17 protein-coding genes are annotated in these 22,995 nt (G+C 58.1%); 6 read left to right on the forward strand and 11 right to left on the reverse strand.

Going from position 1 to position 22,995, the window contains the following annotated elements; all coding sequences use genetic code 11:
• Position 1: 1 nt before the first annotated feature.
• The 4 genes from IPM21_07725 to IPM21_07740 form a co-directional block, all read right to left on the reverse strand.
• Positions 2-1,201, reverse strand: coding sequence for a hypothetical protein (locus IPM21_07725; GenBank protein MBK9163786.1), 1,200 nt, complete (start codon positions 1,199-1,201; stop codon positions 2-4).
• 70 nt (positions 1,202-1,271) lie between these two features.
• Entirely contained in the window at positions 1,272-2,219 is a 948-nt protein-coding gene (locus IPM21_07730; protein ID MBK9163787.1) for a sigma-70 family RNA polymerase sigma factor, read from the reverse strand.
• Between the two features lie 49 nt (positions 2,220-2,268).
• Positions 2,269-4,200: a selenocysteine-specific translation elongation factor gene (selB, locus tag IPM21_07735; protein ID MBK9163788.1), complete on the reverse strand. Its 1,932-nt coding sequence runs from the start codon at positions 4,198-4,200 to the stop codon at positions 2,269-2,271.
• Between the two features lie 56 nt (positions 4,201-4,256).
• Positions 4,257-4,499 (reverse strand): DUF2442 domain-containing protein, encoded by a 243-nt coding sequence (locus tag IPM21_07740; protein ID MBK9163789.1) that lies wholly within the window; start codon positions 4,497-4,499, stop codon positions 4,257-4,259.
• Positions 4,500-4,977: 478 nt separating this feature from the next.
• Between IPM21_07740 and IPM21_07745 the strand changes: the two genes are divergently transcribed.
• On the forward strand, positions 4,978-6,219 hold the full coding sequence (locus IPM21_07745) for a trypsin-like peptidase domain-containing protein (GenBank protein ID MBK9163790.1): 1,242 nt from the start codon (positions 4,978-4,980) through the stop codon (positions 6,217-6,219).
• Positions 6,220-6,346: 127 nt separating this feature from the next.
• Here the strand turns inward: IPM21_07745 and IPM21_07750 are convergent, their stop codons facing one another.
• From IPM21_07750 to murA, 4 genes are all read right to left on the reverse strand, one after another.
• Entirely contained in the window at positions 6,347-8,464 is a 2,118-nt protein-coding gene (locus IPM21_07750) for a sigma 54-interacting transcriptional regulator (GenBank protein MBK9163791.1), read from the reverse strand.
• Positions 8,465-8,551: 87 nt separating this feature from the next.
• Positions 8,552-9,427, reverse strand: coding sequence for a tetratricopeptide repeat protein (locus tag IPM21_07755; protein MBK9163792.1), 876 nt, complete (start codon positions 9,425-9,427; stop codon positions 8,552-8,554).
• A gap of 4 nt (positions 9,428-9,431) precedes the next feature.
• On the reverse strand, positions 9,432-9,776 hold the full coding sequence (locus IPM21_07760; protein ID MBK9163793.1) for a histidine triad nucleotide-binding protein: 345 nt from the start codon (positions 9,774-9,776) through the stop codon (positions 9,432-9,434).
• Positions 9,777-9,836: 60 nt separating this feature from the next.
• Positions 9,837-11,129: a UDP-N-acetylglucosamine 1-carboxyvinyltransferase gene (murA, locus tag IPM21_07765; protein MBK9163794.1), complete on the reverse strand. Its 1,293-nt coding sequence runs from the start codon at positions 11,127-11,129 to the stop codon at positions 9,837-9,839.
• Between the two features lie 163 nt (positions 11,130-11,292).
• Here murA and IPM21_07770 point away from each other — a divergent pair, with 163 nt between their 5' ends.
• The 5 genes from IPM21_07770 to IPM21_07790 all read left to right on the forward strand — a co-directional run bounded on the left by IPM21_07770 (position 11,293) and on the right by IPM21_07790 (position 19,145).
• On the forward strand, positions 11,293-11,898 hold the full coding sequence (locus IPM21_07770; protein MBK9163795.1) for a sigma-70 family RNA polymerase sigma factor: 606 nt from the start codon (positions 11,293-11,295) through the stop codon (positions 11,896-11,898).
• Between the two features lie 73 nt (positions 11,899-11,971).
• Positions 11,972-12,451 (forward strand): hypothetical protein, encoded by a 480-nt coding sequence (locus IPM21_07775; protein MBK9163796.1) that lies wholly within the window; start codon positions 11,972-11,974, stop codon positions 12,449-12,451.
• A gap of 78 nt (positions 12,452-12,529) precedes the next feature.
• Positions 12,530-15,346, forward strand: coding sequence for a CHAT domain-containing protein (locus IPM21_07780; protein MBK9163797.1), 2,817 nt, complete (start codon positions 12,530-12,532; stop codon positions 15,344-15,346).
• An 84-nt stretch (positions 15,347-15,430) separates the two neighbouring features.
• Positions 15,431-16,849, forward strand: a complete 1,419-nt coding sequence (locus IPM21_07785) for a S8 family serine peptidase (protein MBK9163798.1) — start codon at positions 15,431-15,433, stop codon at positions 16,847-16,849.
• Positions 16,850-16,997: 148 nt separating this feature from the next.
• Positions 16,998-19,145 (forward strand): VCBS repeat-containing protein, encoded by a 2,148-nt coding sequence (locus IPM21_07790; GenBank protein MBK9163799.1) that lies wholly within the window; start codon positions 16,998-17,000, stop codon positions 19,143-19,145.
• 144 nt (positions 19,146-19,289) lie between these two features.
• On the opposite strand, the gene IPM21_07795 is transcribed toward IPM21_07790, so the two are convergent.
• The 3 genes from IPM21_07795 to IPM21_07805 are packed head-to-tail and all read right to left on the reverse strand — an operon-like array spanning position 19,290 to position 22,971.
• Complete coding sequence (locus IPM21_07795) at positions 19,290-19,823, reverse strand: DinB family protein (protein MBK9163800.1); 534 nt, start codon at positions 19,821-19,823, stop codon at positions 19,290-19,292.
• 3 nt (positions 19,824-19,826) lie between these two features.
• Positions 19,827-21,116, reverse strand: a complete 1,290-nt coding sequence (locus IPM21_07800) for a hypothetical protein (protein ID MBK9163801.1) — start codon at positions 21,114-21,116, stop codon at positions 19,827-19,829.
• Position 21,117: 1 nt separating this feature from the next.
• Positions 21,118-22,971: a M61 family metallopeptidase gene (locus IPM21_07805; GenBank protein ID MBK9163802.1), complete on the reverse strand. Its 1,854-nt coding sequence runs from the start codon at positions 22,969-22,971 to the stop codon at positions 21,118-21,120.
• Positions 22,972-22,995: the final 24 nt, after the last annotated feature.

Genomic DNA, 22,995 nt, shown 5'->3' on the forward strand with positions numbered 1-22,995 from the left:
GCTACTGAATTCGGTAAGCTTTGCCCTTCCAGACCGCTACCACCGGTTCGCGGAATCGCTGTGCGATCGAGCGAAGGCCCGAGTCGAGCTTGCGATAGCCTTCCGTGCCGCGGCGGATATTTTCTGTCGCCTGGCCACTATATGCAGAGTCGAACCAAACGCCGTCTCTGAGTTCAAAGCTCTTTCCGCTGATGTTGCGTCGGGCGGGTGCATCGTCCCGCGGCGCAGATCGCTTTGCCGCTTGCCGTTCGGCCATACGAGCCTTCTGGGATTCGCTCAGGGCTCCAACCTGCGCTCTGTCCTCATCACGCTGCGCCCGCTCATTGCGGAAGCTCGGCCCGCTTTGGTTTTGCACGTTAGTCGAGACGTTGGCGGCCTGCTGACGGGCCAAAAGCTGTTCGCGCGTCGCCGCATCCGCAGTTGAAGTAGGTGCGGCCTCGGCAACAACGCTCTCAGCCGTCGTTGTGGGCATTGCGGAAGGCGGCGGTGGCGCAGGCGGAGCCACTGCCGGCCTGATACCCCTGCCCGTCGGAATCGATTCCTTTTGCTGCTCAAGGCCAGAAAAAGGCTCGGCCGATCGCACGTCCTGCCTGTCAGCATTTGGTCCACGCTGGCTTCTCGCCGAGGCGATCTCGCGTTCGGGTTGATCAAGCGCGCTTGTCAGCGGCCCTCCGGGCTTTTCTTCAGGTCCGGCCTGCGACGGAGCCGCTATATTGGCCGCCGATTCCGCCATTGAAACGGATGGAGTTTCAGGAGCGACCGCGACCGCCACATTCTCTTCACGCGGGGCCTGCGAAACGTTTGTCCCCGCGTCTCGTGAACTGAATAAAGCTGTGTAGGCGATGAGCCCGCCGAAAATAACGATCAGCCCCGCCATTCCATAGGCGAGCGTCTGCAGGGCGAAGAGCTTTTTGTACCAAGGCGTTGCTGTGACCGCAGCTCCGGCCGATGCGGTCGCAGGCAGAGCGGACGACACCGGTTCCGCCGCGTTCAAAGCGATCGTATCCGCGAGGATGGTTCGGCACCGTCCGCAATCCGCAAAATGGGTGATGAATTTCGTCCTAGCGGTACCGGGAACGGCGTTCTCGGCAAAAGCAGCGATCTCTTCGGCATCGAGGTGTGGCTCCGCCCTGCCGCCCGGCCTCTCGCCGGATGCGGACAACCTTTTAAGGAGCGCGTCCATCTCTTTATCGAATTCCATTGCCATTTTCTTGCCTCAAAGGGCCCGCCGGGCAGGCCAGTTGCCAATAACCCCGCACTTACGGAACGGTTCAGCGGAGCATTTCTTGCACCGCCATGAGCATGACCACGCCCGCAAGCACTCGCTCAAAGCTAAACCCTGTCTTTTCAGCAGCTTCCGCGAGGTGCCGCTTCACCTCCGTTTCCGTCCAGCCATGCCGCTGGCGGAGCGTTTTCTCGACCGCTTTGCGGATATCCTGCTGTATCCGCGAAAGCCTTCGGCTGGCGGTCGCCTCGTGGTAACCGAATGTCGCGGCGATATCTTTCAGCTTTAGGTCATCGAAATAATAAAGCTTTAGCAGCAACCGGTCCTCGTCCTCAAGCGCCGCGATGGCCTCGCCGAGTGCGGCCACGACGTCCGCCGAGGTGCGGCTCTCGGTAAGCTGCTCTTCCGGGTTTGCCGCGTGGGCAACAAGCCCGTTGTCCGACATCGAAGCCTCGTTCGCCAGGTTCTCAAACTCCCGGTCCTCTTCGATCTGCACCAGCTTTGACTGCTTGCGAAATTCATCGACCGCAAGCTGCGATACGACCGCCCGAAGCCATCCGGCAAGCGACCCGCGGCCTGAGTAATAGGCTAGCTTGGCTTTCTTCTTGCCCTCGGCATCGCGGCGAAGCCCATGGAGCTCGGCCCAGATGGAGCCCGCGAGGTCCTCGGCATCCTCGGCGTTCGATGTCATCTTGCGTGCGGCCGAGCGGACCGTCGGGTCAAAGTTTGCGACCAGATATTCCCAGGCCTCCTCGTCGCCGCGTTCGCAGGCGATTATCAAACAAAGGTCATCTGCCCGGATCTCGTCGATGAACTCGCGAATCTCCTGCCGGTCAGGCTGAGCACCGCTCTTTGCGAAAAACTTCGTGAGCGAAGCCGCGATCCGCGGCCGCAGGTTATCCGCCGCCAGCCCGCGGGCATTTTCGGCACGCGAAACAACGCGGCCGACGGCCTCGCTTATCGCGTCAGAGTGTTTTTCGAGCGGGGAAACCATTTCGGGGACCGCCAAAAGTTTATCACCATTTAATTCGCGGCGTTAACCTTTACAGCACCAACCGCTTGTCGCCGGCCCGCCGGGTCACGCGGGTGCGGTCGAGGTGTTCGAGCAGCGGGATGGCATATTTTCGCGAGATGCCGGCGATCTCCTTGAACTTTGCGACGTCGATCAGCCTGTCCGGCGCCGCCTCGGCAAACTTGCGAACCGCGAAAGTAAGAGTTTCGAGCGAAGTAGCAGAGAAATAATATTCGTCCGTCACCTTCGCCACCTCGCCGGAGCGGATGAGCATCTCGAATATCTTCCGTGCGGCCGGCGGTGCGAGCCCGCCTCTTGCCGCGGCGAGAGCTTCATCGAGCTTCGGCGGTTCAAGCCCGGCGGTTTTATAGATCGCCGAGAGCTTTTCTTTTACCGAGCGTTCCTCGGGCGAAAGCTCTGTCCGGTGGGTCGCAAGCCGGATGAGGTCACGCTCGGAGGCGAGCTTTTTGGTGGTGACAAGTTCCTCAAGCACCGCCGCAAAGACCTCGGCAGGGAGCCGGCGAAATGCGGTCTCGCGGAGCGTCTCTCGCGGCATTCCGGCGGCGAGCGGTTCGCGGGCGTGAAACTCGGTGACGGCCTTCAGGAGCTTCGCAGAAAGCCGCTCGGCGACGCTTGTTTCAAACAAAACACCGCCGAGCGATCTGATGCCTTTCGCCGAGCCGAGCGCCTCACCAAATGCCGCAGCCGCAAGCCCAAGCCGTGCGTTCACGTCCTCAGCGGTTCGCCCTCGTTCGCCCGCCGAGCCGACAAAAAGGCTCACAAGTTCGGCCGGTTTCTCTTTCGCGGCGACGAGGTTTTCGGCTCGCTCGGCCCTCTGCTCAAAGTCGCGTTTTCTCGCTCGCGTGGCTTGCGGGTCGAGCACCTCGCCGCCGCCGATCGTCTGCTGCGGCGAATAGCTGCGGAGGATGAAGCGATCGCCGAACCGGCATGCGACCGGAGTCTCGAGCCGCAGCTGGACGTCGCCCCGCTCTCCCGGCGGAAGCTCGCCCGCCTCGTTCATAACGGCAACGCGGGCAAGCACCTCGGCGGTGCCGATGTGGACGCGAACGCGCTGCCGGCTCTTAAGCGGCCGCGGCGAGCCGGCCAGCATCTCAACCCGCGAATCGATGATCTGCGTCGGCCGAAGAACGCCCGGAGCCGCGAGCACCATCCCGCGAGACACTTCGGTATGGTCGATACCGGCCAGGTTAACGGCCGTCCGCTGTCCGGCGTGTGCCGAGCCGACCGTTCGGCCGTGCGTTTGCAGCCCGCGGATGCGCAGCCGGCGGCCCTCGGGTAAAAGCTCCACCTCGCCGCCCTCGCGAAGTTCGCCCGAAGCGAGCGTGCCGGTGACGACCGTGCCAAATCCCTTTACGGTAAAGCTACGATCTATCGGGAGAAATGCGGCATGGCGATCGATCTGCTCCGACTCCGCTGCCGCTCGAGCCGCTTCGGCAAGCGCCGTTCGCAGCTCATGGAGCCCCGAGCCGCGTATGGAACTAACGGCAACGACCGGCGCACTTTCGAGAAACGAACCTGCAACCAATTCCTCGGCATCAAGCCGGGCAAGCTCGAGCGTTTCCTCGTCAGCGAGGTCGCTTTTGGTCAGCACAACGATGCCGCGGCCGAGCCCAAGAAGGCGGCAGATCTCAAAGTGCTCGCGGGTCTGCGGCATCACGCCCTCATCCGCCGCGATGACGAGCAGGACGAGGTCGATGCCGCTCGCACCGGCGAGCATATTTTTTACGAAACGCTCGTGCCCGGGCACATCGACAAAGCCAAAGTGCGTGCCTTCAAGCTCAAGCTCGGCAAAGCCGATGTCGATGGTGATGCCGCGTTGTTTTTCTTCGGGCAGGCGGTCGGCGTCCGTGCCGGTCAGCGCCCGGACGAGCGCCGTTTTGCCGTGGTCGATGTGGCCCGCTGTCCCGACGATGATGTCCATCTTTCTTTTCGCTCGTGCCAAAAACTCGAAACCGCCCGGCAAAGCGGGCGGCAATTGAAACTAACCTCTAGCAAACATTATCGCAGCCGGAGCAAATTCTCGACCGAGACGTCCTCGTCGATCGCCTCCCAACGAATGCCGAGCCCGCCGCCGATCAGTTGCCAGGCCTTTCGCTCATGCTCGGTCGCATTCTCAAGCCGCGGAAACCACGTCAGCGGTACCGAAACGGCACGCCCATCGGCAAGCGCGACCCTGAGCGCATCATCGCTGCACATCACGTCCACCGCAAGTGGCCTAACATTTACCGCTGACAGGCTCATAAAACTCTAAACCAAAAACCACCTAAAGATTACCGAAAAACCGCCACCCGCCGCAACCCTGGGCTTTGAGTTGCAGAGTTTCAGAGTTGCGACCATAACTGCTGTGTCGAGCATTCTTGCTGTCGAGCAATCTTGCTATTAGATCAACCCTGTAGCGATGAGAATCAACACCTCGTGCATTTCGACTCGAAAAATTAATCAAAGAGTATATTCGACCGAGATTCTCGTTGGCTCCCGCTTCCGGTATTGGACGTCCTGATTTTTTTCCGCAAAAGTCGATACGTAAAAAATATTTGGAATCGACGTGTGATGACCATGTATAATCTTTCCAGCCGATCGCTTCGGCGGGAACGCAAAGTTCGACTTTTGTGCAAAGCGCTTATCAATTTTCATTGATAAGCGCCATCAATTTCTGAGCGGAGTTTACACTCCAATTAACAATCGCAAAGGCATCGAAAGCGCCTTGTGCAATCCAATTATGCCTTTTGAAACACGCAGGTTTCCCGAGGTGTTTACTCAAATCTATCAAAAGAAGGTCTCTCGAGTTATGATGGGTCGCTTTTTACTAGTGTCATTTTCGTCGGTGGTAAACATTCTCACAGTTTTGTCGCTAAATGTCGCAGTAGCCGGACAAGATGTTCGGATCCTTGCGAAACGTATTATGCCTTCCGTGGTTATGGTTGAGGCGAAGGGTGATGATAACCAGACGGTAGCGATCGGGAGTGGTTTTTTTGTCGAGCCGGATGTAGTTGCCACAAATCTACACATCCTTAGACGGTGCTCCTCGGCAGTCGTAAGGGTGGTGGGGACTAAGAAAAATCTAAAGGTAGCGGGAGTTATTGGAATTGACACTGTAAACGATCTAGCGTTGCTTTTGGTAGAGGATGCGAATGTAGCTCCTCTTAAGCTCTCGCAAGCAGTTAGATTGCCTGTTGGTGAAAAGATATTTGCGTTTGGAAACCCGCGTGGGCTCGAAGGAACAGTATCAGATGGTATCGTGAGCGGCTTACAAACGCGTACGTTTGGTAAAAGCGAGTTTATTCAGATAACCGCGCCGATTTCGCCTGGCAGTAGCGGTGGTCCTGTTGTTGATGTGCAGGGAAGAGTTGTAGGGGTTGCCACTTTGTTTTTTAAGGAATCCCAGAACCTTAATTTCGCGGTTCCTGCGAGATTTCTTCAACAGTTGATTTCGTTTTCGAACGAGAGAATGTCTTTAGCTCCAGTTTCCCAGATACGGCGGCTTTTTGATGATGAGAAGTCAGGTTCGAAATTGTTAAATCGCACAAACATCGCAGAAAGAATATCAAGGTCTCTGGTTGGTACTTCCCGGCGTTCGTCGTTACCAGATGGAACCATTGTCGAGAGTCGTGTTGCATCGGTCGAATTGTCGGAATGTCGTATTCGAATCGTAACGGTTTCCGCGATGCCGACGACGCCCGTTAAGTCGACCGAGATAATTAGTTTTGACCTTAGTCGGTCGTCTGGAGTTGCCTTGTTACCTGGATCAGACGACAAGTCATCGAGAGAACTTGCGTTTATTGGTGAATCGGCATTGGTCGAGTATTTCCTCGGCGACCAGCTTGTTCGAACCTCGCGGCCGTCTCCAGGAGTCAAGTTTCCATTGTCCAATCAGTCTCAGGCTGAGACGATAAGACTGGATTTTGAAAGTTTAAGACAAATGTGCGTAGACGAGAACAATTCACAATCACGCGAGCCTTAATTTACAAAACTATAGTTCTCGCAAATAATCCACGAACAAAACTGATCAGCGGAGGGATTCTTGAGGGGAAGAGCAGAATAGAAAATTATCAAATCCATACGCCAGCTAACGCTGGAACTCCATACAATTATTCTTCTGTTTCGTATTGGTCTAGCTTTCGGTAGAGGGTTTTGCGGCCGATGTCTAGGAGGCGGGCGGCGCGGGATTTGTCGTTGTCGGTGTATTCGAGCGTGGCTTCGATGGCCCGGCGTTCGATTTGTTCCATTGATGCGGGCAGGGCGATGAAGATGCCTTTGGCGCTTCCGTCGGCGGCGGCGACGGCCCGCTCGTGGCGGTTAACGGCCTCGGTGTCGTCGGCGGTCCGGCCGATCGCGTCGGGCAGGTCGTCGAGCTCGATCTGCCGCCCGGAGGCGATGATCACCCCTCGCTCGATGGCGTTCTCAAGTTCGCGGACGTTGCCCGGCCAATCGTAGGCGACGAGTGCACGAAGGGCTTCCTTTGAGATGCCGTTGATGTGGCGGCCGGTCTTCTCTTTTGCCCGCTCAAGGAAGTGAAAAACGAGCGGGTGAATGTCCTCAACCCGTTCGCGGAGCGGCGGCAATTTGATCGGAAAAACCGAGAGCCGATAGAAAAGATCCCGGCGAAAGCGGCCTTCCTCGGCGGCCCGTTCGAGGTCAATGTTGGTCGCGGCGACGACGCGGACGTCGGTCTTGATCACCTTGTTTCCGCCGACGCGGGTCAGCTCGCCGTCCTGCAAAACGCGGAGCAGCTTCACCTGTGCCTGCATCGGCATCTCGCCGATCTCGTCGAGGAAAAGCGTTCCGCCATCGGCTTCTTCAAACCGGCCGCGGCGGTCGCTCCGGGCATCGGTAAAGGCACCTTTCTCGTGGCCGAAGAGCTCGGATTCGAGCAGCGTTTCCGGGATCGCACCGCAGTTGATCTTCACATATGGCCCGTCTTCGCGGCCGGAATTGAAGTGGATAAGGTTCGCCAGCAGTTCCTTGCCGGTGCCGCTTTCGCCTTCGATCAGCACGGTCGCGTTCGCATCGGCGACGTTGAGAGCAAGCTCGATCGCCCGCCGGATCGAGGGTGCCTGGCCGATGATCTCGCTCTGCCGCTGATGGAGCTCTGCCTTGAGCCGCATCACCTCGGCCGAGAGTTGGTCGCGTTCGAGCGCGGTGCCGATCTGGTCGGCGATGCCCTCGACCAACGCAACATCGTGCTTCTCAAACGACGTAACCTCGCCCCAAACGAAGCCGAGCAGACCGTAGGTCGCTCCGCCTACGCGGACCGGAGTCAGCAATGCCGCCTTGCCGCCGAGCGTCCGGTTAAAAATTATCTTGATGGGCAGCGGAAGTTGCGAATCGGTTAGCGACTTCGTTTTGCCGTCGCGGATCAAGTCGGCGACCGCCGGAAATGTATCGATCCGAAGCGAGCGGCCGTGTGCTTCGACCATCTTGAGGAGCTTGCCGGGCGTGATGCCCTCGGCCGTCTTGAATGATTGCAGCGAAATGCGTTCGCCGGCGTTATCGATAACGCCAAGCGCACCGTAATCGGCACCGACGAGGCTGATCGCCCGCTCGAGTGCACGGTCTGAGACCTCATTGAAATCGGAGTGCGAGTTGAGCGTGTTGGCTATCTCGAGCAGTGCCGTCGTCCGCCGCGATTCCTGCTCCTGCGTCACGTAAAGCCGGGTGTATTGATAGCCGATGGCGAGCTGCTGGGCGATGGATTCGAGGAACTGCACTTCCTCGTCGAGCCAGACGCGCGGCTTGCGAGTATCGTGGAGCCCGAGCAGCCCGATTACCTCGCCGCTCAGCCTGATCGGGATGATGAGCAGCGACCGCGTCTCAAGCGCCTTTGCAAAGAACTTGAGCGTCGCGTCCTTGGTCTTCGCGGTGTCGTTGATACGGATCGGTTTGGAGATATCAAATTGCGTGACGAGCCGCTTTGCATCGACCGGGATGACCGTGCCTTTGCTCGACGGGATCTTTGTATCCCGCCGCCACTCGTGGCTGATCCTTAGCTCTTTCTCATCAACGAGTTGGAGCACGTCGCAGCGGTCGGCCTCGAGCATTCGGCCGATCTCAGAAACGACGACGTTCAAGAAGCGTTCAAGGTCGATGCTCTCCGGCAGGTCGCGGGCCAGCCGCTCGATGATGCCCTCGCGGGCCTCGTGCATGTGGATCTTGCGTTCGAGCGAAAGTGCTCGCGGTTCGTCGAGTTCGATACGGGTCAAAGCCATAGTAAAGCCTAACCCGTAATTTGCGACGGCGGCGTGGCGATGTCAAGTTGATACACGTTTGCCCGGTGTGTCAGAGGGCTACACAGTCTAGTTCGATCTGGGTCGATTTGCCGCAGGTGGTGGCGTTTGCGGCGGTCGGGTTGGCCGGGGCTCGGGCGGTTTTGTGGTGTTCGCGGGCGGTTTCGTGTTGGAGCCCGTGGCCGTGTTCGCCGCTGCGTTTGCGTTCGAATTCGCATTTCGCTTGTCGTCGCCGGGCATTACGGTAAAGCTGACCCGCTTCTGGCCGGCCTCGGCTCTTTCAAGCAGTTCGAGGGCCTCGATGTTGTCAGCGTCAAGCTCGACCGACTTCTTGAGCACTCCGACCGCTTCGGAATATTTGGCGAGCTTGATGAGAACCGCTCCCAGTTCCTGCTGATATTCTGTGTCGTCCGGGTTGAGCTTTACCGCCTGCCGCAGTGCACGAGCGGCGTCTTCATCTTCATTGAGTTTGTTATACGACCGGCCGAGATTGTAATAGGCGTTGTGGTCTTCGTCATTGGCGTCGATCAGCTTTTTATATGCCTCGACCGCCTTTTCAAAGGCGAGCACGGACTGCGGTTTGGCCGGTTTTCCTTTTGAATTCGCCGGAGTTTCGGTCGGTTCGATCTGCTGCTCGGCGGCCATCTGGTCGCGAAATTCGATCAACGCATGAGCAATACCGAGCCTGAAATACGCCTCGGCGAGGTCGGGGTTTATCTCGACCGCCCGATTCAAAAGCTCGATCGCCTTTTCAGTATCGCCGGTTTCAAGCTGCTTGACGCCATCCGTCAAGGCCAGGTTCGCGTCAGTATAATCGGCGGCGTTTGCCATTGGCGTGGGTTCGGCGGCGACATTCGCATTCTCGGCCGTCGGCCCCGCGCCGGAACAGGCCGCGAAGAACGCAGCCGCAAACACCAAAACCACTGACGCCAAGACCTTGAACATAAAACTACCCCGGCGGAAATACGAACGGCCGGCCTGCCAAAAGGTGAATGTGAAGATGAAAAACGGTCTGCCCGCCATCCTCGTTCGTATTTATAACGACCCGATATCCCGACTCGGCAAAGCCCTTATCGCGGGCAATACTTGCCGCTGCAAGAAGCAGATGCCCGACCGAACTCCGGTCCATTCCGTCTGCTTTATCAAGAGATTCGATGTGCTGCCGCGGGACGATCAGGATATGCGTCGGGGCCTGCGGCGAGATGTCGTCAAAGGCGATACACTGATCGTCTTCATAGACCCTCGCCGACGGAATTTCCCCGGCAATTATTTTACAGAACAGACAATCTGGCATCGACATCGTCTTTCTATTTAATCACAACGGGACGGAGTAAATGAAACGATGGCGGGCCGGCTAGACATCGGCATTGAACGCACCTTCGTCCTTTATCCGTTCGATATCGGCACCGACCGCCTTCAGCTTTCGGACGATGGTCTCGTAGCCGCGGTCGATGTGGTAAACACGGTCGATCGTCGTCTCGCCCTCGGCACAGAGCCCTGCAAGCACAAGCGATGCAGAGGCCCTGAGGTCAGACGCGATGACGGGCGCGCCATTGAGCGTCGTCTTGCCGCGGACGGTCGCGGTATTGCCGGTGATATGGATATCGGCACCCATCCGGACAAGCTCCGAGGCGTGCATAAAGCGGTTCTCAAAGATCGTTTCGGTCACGTGCGAGACACCTTCGGCCTGCGTCATCAGCGCCATGTATTGGGCCTGCATGTCGGTCGGGAAGTCCGGGTGCGGCTCGGTCGTGACGTCGCGGGCAGAAAGCGGAGCTACTCCAAGCTGAACATGTAGCGAGGTCGGCGATGTCTGCTCGATGATAACACCCACTTCGCGGAGCTTTGCGATGACGGCCGTCAGGTGATCGGGGCGGCAACTCTCTATCTCAAGCTCGCCGCCGGTGATCGCCGCCGCGACGATGAACGTGCCGGTCTCGATGCGGTCGGCGATGATGTCATGCTCCGCCCCGCCAAGAGCCTCAACGCCCTCAATGGTCATCGTCTCCGTGCCGGCTCCGGCGATCTTGGCCCCCATTTTATTTAGCAGCTCGGCGAGATCCTCGATCTCGGGTTCGCGGGCGGCGTTGCGGATCACGGTCGTACCATCAGCGAGCGAGGCGGCCATCATCACGTTCTCAGTACCTGTTACTGTGACCTTTTCAAACGCGATCTCGGCACCGATGAGGCGGCCTTTCGGAGCGGTCGCAACGACATCGCCCGATTCGAGCGAGACGTTCGCGCCCAATGCTTCAAAAGCACGCAAATGAAGATCGATCGGCCGCGTGCCGATGGCGCACCCGCCGGGCAGGCTCACCTTCGCCTTTCCAAACCGAGCAAGCAAGGGCCCGAGTGCTAGCACGCTCGCTCGCATCGTCCGGACGAGTTCATATGGCGCCTCGTAAGTATCGACATTCTTCGCCGTCACGACGTGCGTCCGAAGCTCGGGGGTCAAAACGGTCGCCCCGAGGTCCTCGAGCAGCCGCCGCTGCGTGATCAGATCTTTAACGTAAGGGATGTTGCGGAGCGTCACCGTCTCCGGCGTAAGAAGCGTGGCCGCAAGGCACGGAAGTGCCGAGTTCTTCGCGCCGCTTATCTTTACTGTACCGCTCAGCGGACGTCCGCCGCGGATCAAAAACTTATCCATATCGAAAATACTCGCTCCTCAGAACGTAAGGCGGGATTATAGCATCAACAATAAGAATTTATAACAGCGAGCAGGGTGTCCCGGACCGTCCTGTTCGCTGTCGAGCATTAAATCTGCTTTGAGTTTTGCTAACACCGTGCTAGAAATCATTAAGAAGCCTGCAATGCCTGACCAAACCCAAGCAATGACCGAGCATGAGATCCCGGGTTCCCAGCTCGACAGCGAGGACGCACGGCTCGTACTTCGCTGCCGTAAGGGCGAGCAGGCTGCTTGGGATGAACTCGTCGGCCGATACCAGCGGCTGATCTATGCGATCCCGCGGCGTGCAGGGCTTTCCGAAGACGAGGCGACGGACGTCTTTCAGGAGGTCTTCGTGACGCTGGTGCAAAAGCTCGATGAGCTCGAACAGCCCGACCGGCTTCGCTCGTGGCTTGTTACGACGACGAAATTCAAGACATGGGCCGTCGTGCGGGGGAGAAAACCGGTTGCGGAACCCGGCGAGAACCAGGAGCACTCCGAGATGATGGCGGCGATCGCGGACGATTCACCGGCAGCGGATGAGCTCTTGATCGAACTTGAACAGCAGCATCTGATCCGCACTGCGGTGGCAAAGCTGGATGAGCGGTGCCGGACGATAATTTCGATGATCTATCTCCGCACCACGGCAGCAAGCTATGCCGAGGTCGCCGGCGAGATCGGCGTCGGCGAAACGAGCATCAGCCCCATGCGGGCCCGGTGTCTTAAGAAGCTCGAAAAATTTTTACGTTAGGCCGATGACCGAGCCTGTCTTTTCTTGTCGCAGCAAAGCACTGTATTGACGTCAGAAAGGTGAGGAACCGAAAGTGAATTCAGAACAAAGACTTGAAAAGATCGTTAATTTGATGCAGCGGGATGATTCCGTCGATGCCCCGGCCGACTCCGTGCGATGGGCAAAGAACCTTTTCGCGGTTCGTGCCGCCGAGCCCGGCACGCTGCGTAGATGGGTTGCTGCCCTTATTTCGGAACTAGCACCCGGGACGCCTGCATTCGGGGAGCGTTCAGCGGCAGCCGGTAAGGCCCGCCAACTCCTATTTCAAGCCGACGAAGCCGCGATCGAGGTTCACGTCGAGCCGAAGGGCAAGACGTTCGCAGTTTCGGGGCAGTTCCTTGGCGAGTTTCAAACGGGCTCGGTCGCCACTCTTGCTGCCGGCGTATTGAAGCTTGAATGCGAGCTTTCCGAGGTCGGTGGTTTTAGTTTCGAGAAAGTTGCGAAAGGCGACTATGAATTGGTGATCCGAACCGACGAGGGTGAATTCGCGATCGAGAGGCTTTCAATAGGGTAGAGATCAAGGGGCATTTACTCCGCATAGAAACTTGAAACAGGAAAGCCGCGAGGTTTTCCTGTATTTTATTGTTTGCCGATGAGCAGCCCAAGCCGAAAAGAACTCGCAGCCCAACTTTCCTGTACGGGAGGGAAGCGGCAGATCGCGGCCCTGCTTCGCAAACACTCCCATATCGTTGACATCGATCTTGCCCGGGCTTTGCGTGAGGAGTGTTATGCGGTTTGGCAATCAGAACCCGCCCGTTCGCGTAATGCTGACTTGGCAATGCAGATGATGGCCGATCGGCTCGAGGGCCGCGAGGCAAACGCTATCGCCGAATGGCTTCACGGCATTGCCGAAATGACCGAGGGTCGGCTTGAGAACGCCCTCGTATCGCTTTCCAATTCTTCCGCTCTCTATAGATCGATCGGTGAAAAGCTTCGCTCGGCGGAAACTATCGTCGCGACGCTGATCCCGCTTGCGATGCTCGGCCAATACTCTGAGGCATTAAAGCTTGGCAAAAGAGCACTCAAGGCAATTGATGCTTCCGGGAGCGAGCTTACGGCAGGAAAGGTCGAACTAAATCTGAGCAACATCGCCGCCCGGCTTGAGCGATATCGTGATGCCGAGTCGCTGGCGCTCAGTGCGCTTGAAAGATTCAAGGCCCTCGGCGACGCCCGGCTTGCCGCGATGACCGAGAATGGGCTCGGGATAACCTACACGGAGCTCGGGCGGTTCGACGATGCCCGGGCCGCGTTCGAACGGGCACTCGAATTCGCAGCCCGCGGAGCGAGCGAAGTTACGGTCGCCGAAGCCGAAGCAAGTCTCGCAAATTTGTTCCGCTTGCGTGGTGAGTTTGACGACGCACTGCTCCATTTCGAGCGGTCGCGGGAACGGTTCGAACGCCTCGCGATGCCGCATCAAAACCTGATCGCCCAATACGAGATCGCGGCCATTTACACGGAACTCAACCTTACCAGCGAGGCCGAAGACCTCCTAACCAAGGTTTGTCCGGGGCTCGCGCAATACAAGATGGCCTATGAAGAGGCAGGTGCCCGGGTAATGTTTGCGGAGGTTCTGCGGAAGCGGTCGAAGCCCGCGAGGGCCAAGCGGCAATATGAGAAAGCGGCCGAACTTTATAGATCAAAAGGAAACATTCTCGCCGCCGATGCGGTTACAGCCAAGCTGGCGTTACTTCATCTCGGGTCGGGAAACTTAGCAAAAGCCCGGGAATTTCTAGCGGCGATCGAGCAAAGTTCAAAGCGTTCGGAAAACCAGGACCAGATGCTTCTCTCGCGGAGGCTGGCCGCGGAGATCGCCGTCGCGGATGGCAATGCGAAAAAGGCTGAGAAAATTCTCGATGAGATTGCCACAGCGGCCGCCCGCAATTCGCGCCCACAGTATTATTCATTCGCTCGGAACGCGCTCGGTGAGCTTGCCATGTCCGGCCAAAAGGTCGATAAGGCCATAGGGCATTTCGAGCATGCGGTCGAGGCGGTCGAGGCAATGCGAAGCAATCTTCCCGGCGAAGCATTCCGGATAGCATTCTTTTCGGAAACGACCCGGCCTTTTGAGAATCTGATGAACGCCCATCTGCGGCTTGGTCAAACTGAACTCGCGTTCGGTTGGCACGAGCGAATGCGGTCGCGAGCCCTGAACGAGATGATGGCGGCCGCCCCAGCGGCGATGCCGGAAGGCACAAGCGGCAGTTCGGCCGAGAGCCGAAAAGGACATGTCCGAGAGGAATTGAATGTAGCCTATCAAATGCTCGACCGCGGCAATTTCGAGGACCGCAGCCGACTCGAGGCAAAGGCCCGCCGACTTGAAGCGGAACTTACAAAGCTCGAACGCCGCGAGCTTGTTAAGGAAGGACGCGCTAACGGAGTCTCAAAAAACGAGTCGTTTGCATTCAGCGAACTTCAACGGAAGCTTGGAAAAGATGCGGTCCTCGTTGAGTTCTTTGAGTCCGAAGGCCGGATCGGAGCGTTCGTAGCAGAGGGAAGCGGACTGCGTTCGGTAATGACGGAACTTCGCCCGGCCGACATCCTAACCTGGCTCGCACAATTTGATTCTCAGCTCCGGACGTTTAGGCACGGGCAAGCGATCGAAGGGCCGGTTGTTGCGATCCTGAAGCGGCGGACCGAGCAGCTTCTTGGAAAGCTCGGGGTGGCACTGCTCGGCCAACTTGGTTTGGCCGAAAGCGTCAGGAAGATCGTGCTTGTTCCGACTGGCCCGCTGTTCGGTGTGCCATTTGCTGCGTTGCGGATCGGAGGTATGCACTTGATCGAGCGGTTTCAGATCGCAATCGCACCGAGCGCGTCCATCTGGCTTGACCTCGCAGGTAGAAAGAGCAAAAAGCCGGGGCCGCCGGTTGCAATCGGCTACTCGGACGATGCGATCCCGTTTGCCGAGGAGGAGGCTCGCGAGATAGCGAAGATGCTTGATGCAAAGGAGTCTCTTATCGGCCGCGCCGCCACAACAGAAAGTTTCGTTAGAGCCGCCGTCGGTGCGGGCTCGCTTCACATTGCTTGCCATGGGCTTTTCCGGGCGGATAATCCGATGTACTCGAGCCTACAGCTTGCAGACGGGCGATTGACCGCCGCAGATGCAGCAAAGCTGCGGCTCAAGGCGGAGCTCGTAACGCTCAGCGCCTGCGAGACCGGCCGAAGCGAGATTGCCGGAGGCGACGAAATGCTCGGCCTTGCCCGCGGATTTCTTTCGGCCGGTGCCGGAAGCCTGATCATCAGCCTCTGGAACGTCAGCGACCGCCACACGATCGACCTGATGCGTTCGTTTTATTCCGAGATGCAACGCACCAGCGACCCAGGTGCATCATTGCAGAAGACGCAGATAGCGCTTGTAAGCGAAGGCCTGCACCCATACTTTTGGGCACCATTTTGCTATATTGGTCAGTAAGCGTATTTTTTCGGCCTGCCTTTTGTCTTTTTTGTTTCCTCCGCCGCACTGTGGCAATCGGTAGAAGTTTCCGGAGATTCGAAGATGTTCAGCAGTAGATCATTAATAAGCTTTTTATTTTTCGCGTTGATCGTGGTTTTTCCGAACATCGGGCTCGCCCAGGCGCCGGCCGGCACCGGATGCAATTGCACACCGGATGATGTCCTGATCGACCTTGCACCGACAAATCAGGCCGATCTGCCCGCGATCGCTGCCCAATATGGCCTTATACCTACACCTCTTGACCAGGTCGGAACGCCGCCGACCTTTCGGATGCAGATCGACCGCACCAAGACCAAACAAACGCCGCTTGAGATAGTTCAGGCGATGGCCGGCGATCCACGTATATTACAAAAAGAGACGAACCGAAACCTAACGGTCGTCGAGCGTCGCGGGCATTCCTGGACCATCGGGCAGTCATGGGCGATCGGCCAGTCGTGGGCGATCGGGGGAAGCTCGAAGGGCTTTGCCAAACAGTATTTTCCGGGCCAGATCCGTCTGCCCGAAGCACATAAGATCTCTACCGGAAACGGCGTGATCATTGCCGTTCTCGACACCGGCATCGATCTTGAGCATCCGCTCTTTGAGGGACGCCTTGTTCCGGGGTACGACTTTGTTGATAACGACAGCGACCCGAGCGAGGTCGGCACGGTCCGCGTAAACCAGGTCTATGGCCACGGAACGCACGTTGCCGGGATCATTGCCTTAACGGCCCCGGATGCGAAGATAATGCCGATCCGCGTGCTCGACTCGAACGGCGAGGGTGATCTCTGGCGGGTAAAGGATGCGATGCTCTGGGCGGCAAAGAACGGAGCGACGATCATCAACATGAGCTTCGGCTATCCGCGAGACCTTACACCGCAGAGCAATACGTTTCTCCACGATCTTTTCAACGGCGTCGATGACGTTGTCGTTCCTGGTGAACAGCAGTTCCCGGAATTTGACGATAGCCGGCTTCTAATAGTGGCAGGTGCCGGCAACGGCGGCGAGATCGGCAATGGTTCGGCACGCATCTATCCGGCGGCCGAACGCGGAGCCCTGCCGGACAATCCTGATGCTGATATCGACGACAACCTTCTGAGCGTCGGGGCAAGCACCCGGCTTGATCGGCTAGCACCGTTCTCGACGATGGCCGATGTGCAGGACCGCGGGCTCGACCGCTGGGTCCGGGTAGTTGCTCCCGGCGAAAACATTGTAAGTGCAATGCCCGGAGGCCGTTACGGCGTCTGGAACGGCACCTCGATGTCCGCGCCGATCGTCGCCGGTATCGCAGCTCTTATAAAGTCCGCGAATCCTACCTTATTACTCCAAGAGCTCGTCGAACGCGTTGAGGAGACCGGGCATGAATGGGACTGTCAGCTTCCTTCGCGCAGTATAAAGATGGAGACTTCCAGGGTCGATGCACTCTGTGCACTGACGAATAACCAAGCCTGTGCTCCGCCGCGAACCGTCTGTATAGAGTAAATTCTACCGACATTTCTATTAAAACAGGGAGCCGATTTTTTTCGGCTCCTTTGTCTTTTTCAGCTTTCTCTTCTCACTGTTATTTCGAGGAGGCCGCGATCCGATCTGCGGCGGAAACCCGGCAAAAATTCTAAATAAGGTGAGAACAATGAAAATAACGAAGAACAAGAAGAACATTTTGAGAGCTGCTGTAGTAGTAGCAGCGATCGCCGCGTGGGTCTCGATCCCATTTTTGAGCGATAGGGCCGGTGCCGGCGGAGTTCCGATACTGGTCCGCAGCGCAAACCTCGCTTCGCCGACGGGCAGCGTAAACCCGCACGGCACGGCCGCTTACCAGGTCTATGCGAGCGGCCACCGAGAGATCGAGGTGCAGATCGAAGATGTAAATCTTCCGGCCGGAACGATGCTTAACGCGATCGTTGACGGAAACTCGATCGGGCAGATGGCATTGCAGGTTGATCAGCGGGCACGTATCAAACTGAGAACTGAGGACGGCCAGAACGTTCCGGTAACTAACGACGGATCCGTCGTGCAGGTCACAAATGGATCAACGATCCTTGTTGCCGGCGTACTTGGCGGCGGCGGGCCAAATCCGACCCCGACGGCTTCACCGACAGCGTCGCCGACCTCTTCACCAACCGCGTCTCCGACGGCATCGCCAACTGCTTCGCCTACCGCGTCGCCCACGGCTTCGCCGACCGCATCGCCGAGCCCGAGTCCTTCGCCGACCGGTTCACCCAACCCCGGCAATCTTTTCGCTGGCCTGAACGGCCCGACCATTAACGGTGCGCTTCCCCTTGGCTACGGCGAGTTTGAACTGCACAGCAGCCGCGTAGAGCTCGAGGTTCGCGTCCGGCAGATCAATCTCGCACCTGGAACTCAGCTTGGCGTTCGTGTTGACAACATCAACGTTGGTTCGATGATGCTTGAGAGCGACCGCGAAGCACGGCTTCGGCTGAGAAGCGACCGCGGCGAAACGGTTCCGCCGGTCGTCAGTGGCTCGACCATTCAGATCCTCAATGGCAGTGAGACCATTATGAGCGGCACATTCGCCGGGTTCACTTCGCCGACGCCGAGCCCTTCACCGACCGGTTCGCCGTCGCCCTCAATGGGACGCTCGTTCGAATCGCACCTTACAGGCAGCGGTATGGAGCCGCCCGTAACAACCGGAGCCAACGGCGAAGTGAAGGTAAACCTTAACGAGGCCGAAACCCAGGCGACGATCCTCGGCGAGTTCCACAACATTGGAAGCGGCCAGACCGGCGGCCGTATCGAATCCGTCACGGGCGATGTCGTAACGGTCTATTCGTTCCCGACTCTCGGCGGTGCCAACGGCAATTTCGCAACGGTTACGATCGACGTCTCGCCGGCACTCGTCCAGCAGCTTCGCTCGGGCCTCTGGTATGTCGTTCTTACGAGCTCGGCAAACCCGGGCGGTGAGATCCGCGGCCGGCTGACTCCGCGGTCGAACAACGGCGACTTCAACGGCGATGGTGCCAATGACTTCGCTGTCTATCGCCCGTCGAACGGCACCTGGTACTCGAATAACGGTTCGGGCATCTCGATCATCAGCTTCGGCGATGCGAATTCGAGGGTCGTCTCGGCAGACTACGATGGCGACGGCAAAACGGACTCCGCAGTGTTCCGCATCGTTAATGGCCTAGCGGTCTGGGAGATCAAGCACAGCTCTGATGGCGGTACAACCGGACTTCAGTTCGGCATCGACGGCGACGTCCCGGTCCGCGGCGACTTTGACGGCGACGGCAGGTCTGACATCGCGGTCTTCCGACCCTCGAATGGCGTGTGGTATGTGCTCAATAGCCTCAGCGGCGGCGTGACGATCGTCCAATACGGCACGAATGGCGATAAGCCGATCGCGGTCGATATTGATGGAGATGGCCGCGATGAGATCGCAGTCTATCGTCCTTCGAGCGGAATCTGGTTCTGGTATCGTCCCGCGACGGGAGCGACCGGTGCTATTCAGTGGGGCATTGGCGAAGATGTGCCGGTCAGCGGAGACTTTGACGGCGATGGCCGGTCAGACGTAACGGTGTATCGTCCTTCGACGGGCGTTTGGTACACGCTCCGAACCTCCGACGGCGGCTACACGATCATTCAGTTTGGCCAGACCGGCGACATTCCGGTCGCCGGAGACTACGACTCGGACCGAAAGGCTGACCTAGCTGTCTTCCGCCCGACGGACGGCTTCTGGTATGTCCTTCGGAGTTCGGACGGAACGTTCTTCGGACTCCCGTTCGGAACCAGCGGTGATATCCCAACAGCCGCAGGCAACTAAGCGAAAGGAAAAGGGCAGCGGCCGAGGCTGCTGCCCGAAAAGATCCCGGTTCGTGTCCCGTAGAGGAGTGACGACTTTTACGACGGGACCGAAACCGGTAAGAAAGCCCCGGCAGCCAGCCCTCCTCGCTGCCGGGGCCTTTTTTTAGTTTGCGGAAAGCAGCCGCCGGATCTGTGCGATGTGGCGGGCCTTATGCTGGCCGACGAGGACGAGCCATTCGATCGCTGAAAGCTCGCCAAAAAAGGGATGCGGAAAGCGGTGCTTATTTCCATCAAACTGGTCAAAAAGCGGCTTGATCTGTTCGAGTCTCTCGTTGCTCTCAGCCATCGATGCGAACGATTCGCCAATACTTCGGCCGCCGGTCGGGCGGACCATTTCGGGAGCTTCGACCTTGATCGTTGCGATCGCGACGCCGCGTTCTTCAAAGATGCTGGTGATGGCGATAGTGCCGCCCGAAAGATCGTCGCCTTTTTCGGCTTTTCCGATCAACTTGGCGCAGATGCGGGACATTCCGTCCTCGACCATTGCGAGGTGTTCGACGATCTCGGCGATCGACCACTTCTCGCCATCGGGCCGGTTTTCGGCCGTCTCTCGCGTTAACTCGCCAACAAGCGATTCAAGCTCCGAGGCGAAGCCCGCGTTGGTGCGGTAGATGTCTTCAATCGAATCGAATTTCATATGTTATCGGGCTACGGGTGCAGCCTGCGGCGAGAGGATGACGCGGTGCCAGCGGGCAAAGCTGAAGACGCTATCGGCCTGAATGGCCATCCGCTTGATGAATACCGTTTGAAAGTTCAATATCTGGTCCGCTTCCCAGTGGAGCAAAACTATCGGATTGAACGAGGGAAGTTTCGACGGGTCGGGTAGCGTTGTCGGGCCCGGCTGATTCGCATTTTGCTCGGGTGCTTCGCCGCTCTGTCGCCGTTCGAATTCCTGTGACGAGAGCAGCAGGCTGTTACGGAGCGGGATCGAAGCCTGCGTCGGCGGCGAGCCGTCCGCATCATAAACACGAATCTGATGTTCGAAGGCAGCCGCGATCTTTGATGAATCCGGCGACCAGACCGGCTTAACGGCGGTCAGGCCATCATCAAGCCGCCGTTCGCGGCCGTTCTTTTCGATCATCCGCGGCCGGCCGACCGGTGTGAAGGCTTCGCCCTTGCCGTTTGCTACGCTCTCGAGATACTGCCATTCGCGAATGGTTGCGGCAAGTGCGACGAGTGCCGAGCTATCGGGTGCCCAGGCGTAATAAAAATAAAGCAAGCCCTCGTTCTGCGTCAGCGGCCGGACAAGCCCGCCGTTCGCATCGCACAAATAGATCTGCTCGGTCCGAAATGCGAGCACGCCGGTTGGCGGCGTCGGCGTCGGTTCGCCTTCGGGTGTCGGGGTCGCTTCGGGTGTTGGCGTTGGCGTTGGGTCAGTTGCATCGCCATCGACCGGTTCCTCTACTACGGGCGCAGGGGTCGGCGAAGGCGAAGCTCCGGGTTCGGGCGGGCCGTCGCCATTCTCGCCGCGGATCATTGCCGCAAACGCCAGGTTTGCCGAGTCCGGCGACCATACGATCGTATCCGGAAAATGGACGGCCATGTTGTCCGGCGTCACCTTGCTTAGCAATTTGCCATCGGCGGAATAGATGTCCAGCCGAAACTCAGCCGAGAGATCGCCGGGGCGATGATAAACGACCGCAATGCGGTTCTTGTCCGGCGAGGTAACGGTACGGTCGAGAATGTCGTCCGGACGCGTATTTGTGAAGTGGTCGCGGACGGCGGCGTTAAACTCTTCTGGCGCCGGGTCGTTGATCGGCGGCGGCGGAATGTCGGGCTCGTAGCGATAGTTGAGCCGGACGGCCGGCACGTCGCTGAGCGCCGTCGGGGCCGCGACCGGTCCCGCTTCCGGAGTTGCGGTGCCGCACGACGAAGCGAACAAGACACAACCGATCAAAGCCGCGGCGGAAATGCGAAATCGGGAAGACATATTATCGATCGATAGCGACGCCAAAATACCGCTCATACCCGGCACGCTGCTCGGCGGTCGGTTGAGGCTCCTTGATGAAACGATAAACAACGCGTTCATTTACACCAAGCGTAAATTCGATATCCCGCAGGCGGTCGTGCCGAAAGATCGTCATTCGAACCTTATCGCCGGGCTTCTTCTCGCCGATGTAAGTCTGAAGAAAAGAGTTCGAAGCTCGGTGCCCGTCAATGGCGACGATCTGGTCGTTAAAGTTCAGTCCCTGTTCATGCGCCGGTGTTCCCGCCGGAACGGAACGCACAATGAGCCGTCCGTCCGTCTCGGCGAGACTTGCACCGATATAGGCCTGTCTACTGCTCGGAACTCCCGCCTGAAGCCTGAGCCCGATACCCTGAAGGATCGAATTATACTGTATCTCTTCACGGCCCGAGACGTATTTTGCAAAAAAATCTCTGAGGCTCCGACCAGCTGCCGCTTCACAGGCACGCTGAAAGTCGGCAGGCGTGAAATTACGACCTCCTTTGAAGAATTCGTTGTAGAGCGATCGCATCACATCGTCGAGCGAACGTTGATGACCGGAGGCGTTCCGGATCTCGATATCCAGCAGCATACTTACGATCTCGCCTTTATCGTAGTATGAGATCTGATTGTTTATCGCGTTCTCGTCCTGTCGGTAATATTTGATCCAAGCGTCAAAACTCGCTTCCTCAAGGCTCGTCTGAAAACGTCCGGGGCGGTTCTGCAGGTTACCGATCATGTCCGCCTTTGACTCGAGATTCTGTTCGGGCGTGATCAGCCCCGCACGGCGAAGAAGCACATCCTCGTAATAAGCGGTCGTTCCCTCCGCGACCCAGAGGAGCTTTGTATAGTTCTCATTCTCGTAATCGAAGGGGCCGAGGACATCAGGCCTGATCCGCTTTACGTTCCAGAGGTGGAAATATTCGTGGGCGACCAGCCGAAGAAAGCTCAAATATCGCGAACGCGGCTGGAAGCCGAAGCGGTTCCATTGCAGAGCGGTCGAGTTCAGATGTTCAAGCCCGCCGCCGCCGCGGAGATTGAGGATTATCAGGTAATCATCGACCGGCAGTTCGCCAAAGATCGCGATGCCAGCCTCGCCGATCTTTTCGGTATCCACAGCAATTTGGTCGAGGTCGTAGTTGCCTTCGCCCGTTACAACGATCCGGTGCGGTCGCCCGGCGACCTGGAATGTTTTCTCTTTAAAGTCGCTGACCTGAAACGGCGAATCGTAAAGAATGTCGTAGTCCGGTGCGGTGAATGTGTTTGCCTCGCCCGCGACCGGCCGCAAGCCCGTCGCGACCTTCCAATTGCCGTAGGGCACGACCTTTACCTTTGACGGAGCCTTTAGCTGGCCGGCAGGGAAAAAGAGCAGGGCAGCGTTATTCCAAAAGGCGTGCTCGTCGTTGAGTTCATTGGTTCGAACGGTCAGCTCATTTGAATAAACGCGATAGGTAGCGACTACCTCGCGGGCCTTTGCGGTCTTGATCCGCCAGGTATTCTTGCTTGTCTTTTCCCAAGCGAGAGCGGTTCCGGCGGCATCTTTCACTGCAAAATCCTGCACGTGTCGGGCGTATTCGCGTACGAGATAACTTCCCGGCGTCCAGACCGGCATTTTCAGGTCAAGGTCCTGCGGCATTGCCGACCAGCGGACGCGCATCTCGACCTCAAGCAGGTGCGTCCAGGGCTTTGACATCGAGACCGTGTAGCTGATCTCCGGGACGGCCTGCTGCGTTCGGCGTTCGGCGGCGGTCTCAGCAGTTACGTTCTGGAACGTAAATGCCAAAGCAAGCGAAAAAATAAGCCAACGGAGTAAGATCGAGCGAGTTTTTCCAGTCATCATTATCAAATAAGTTCTCTCTAGCCT

Source organism: Acidobacteriota bacterium, from assembly GCA_016716435.1.
Classification (GTDB): Bacteria; Acidobacteriota; Blastocatellia; order Pyrinomonadales; family Pyrinomonadaceae; genus OLB17.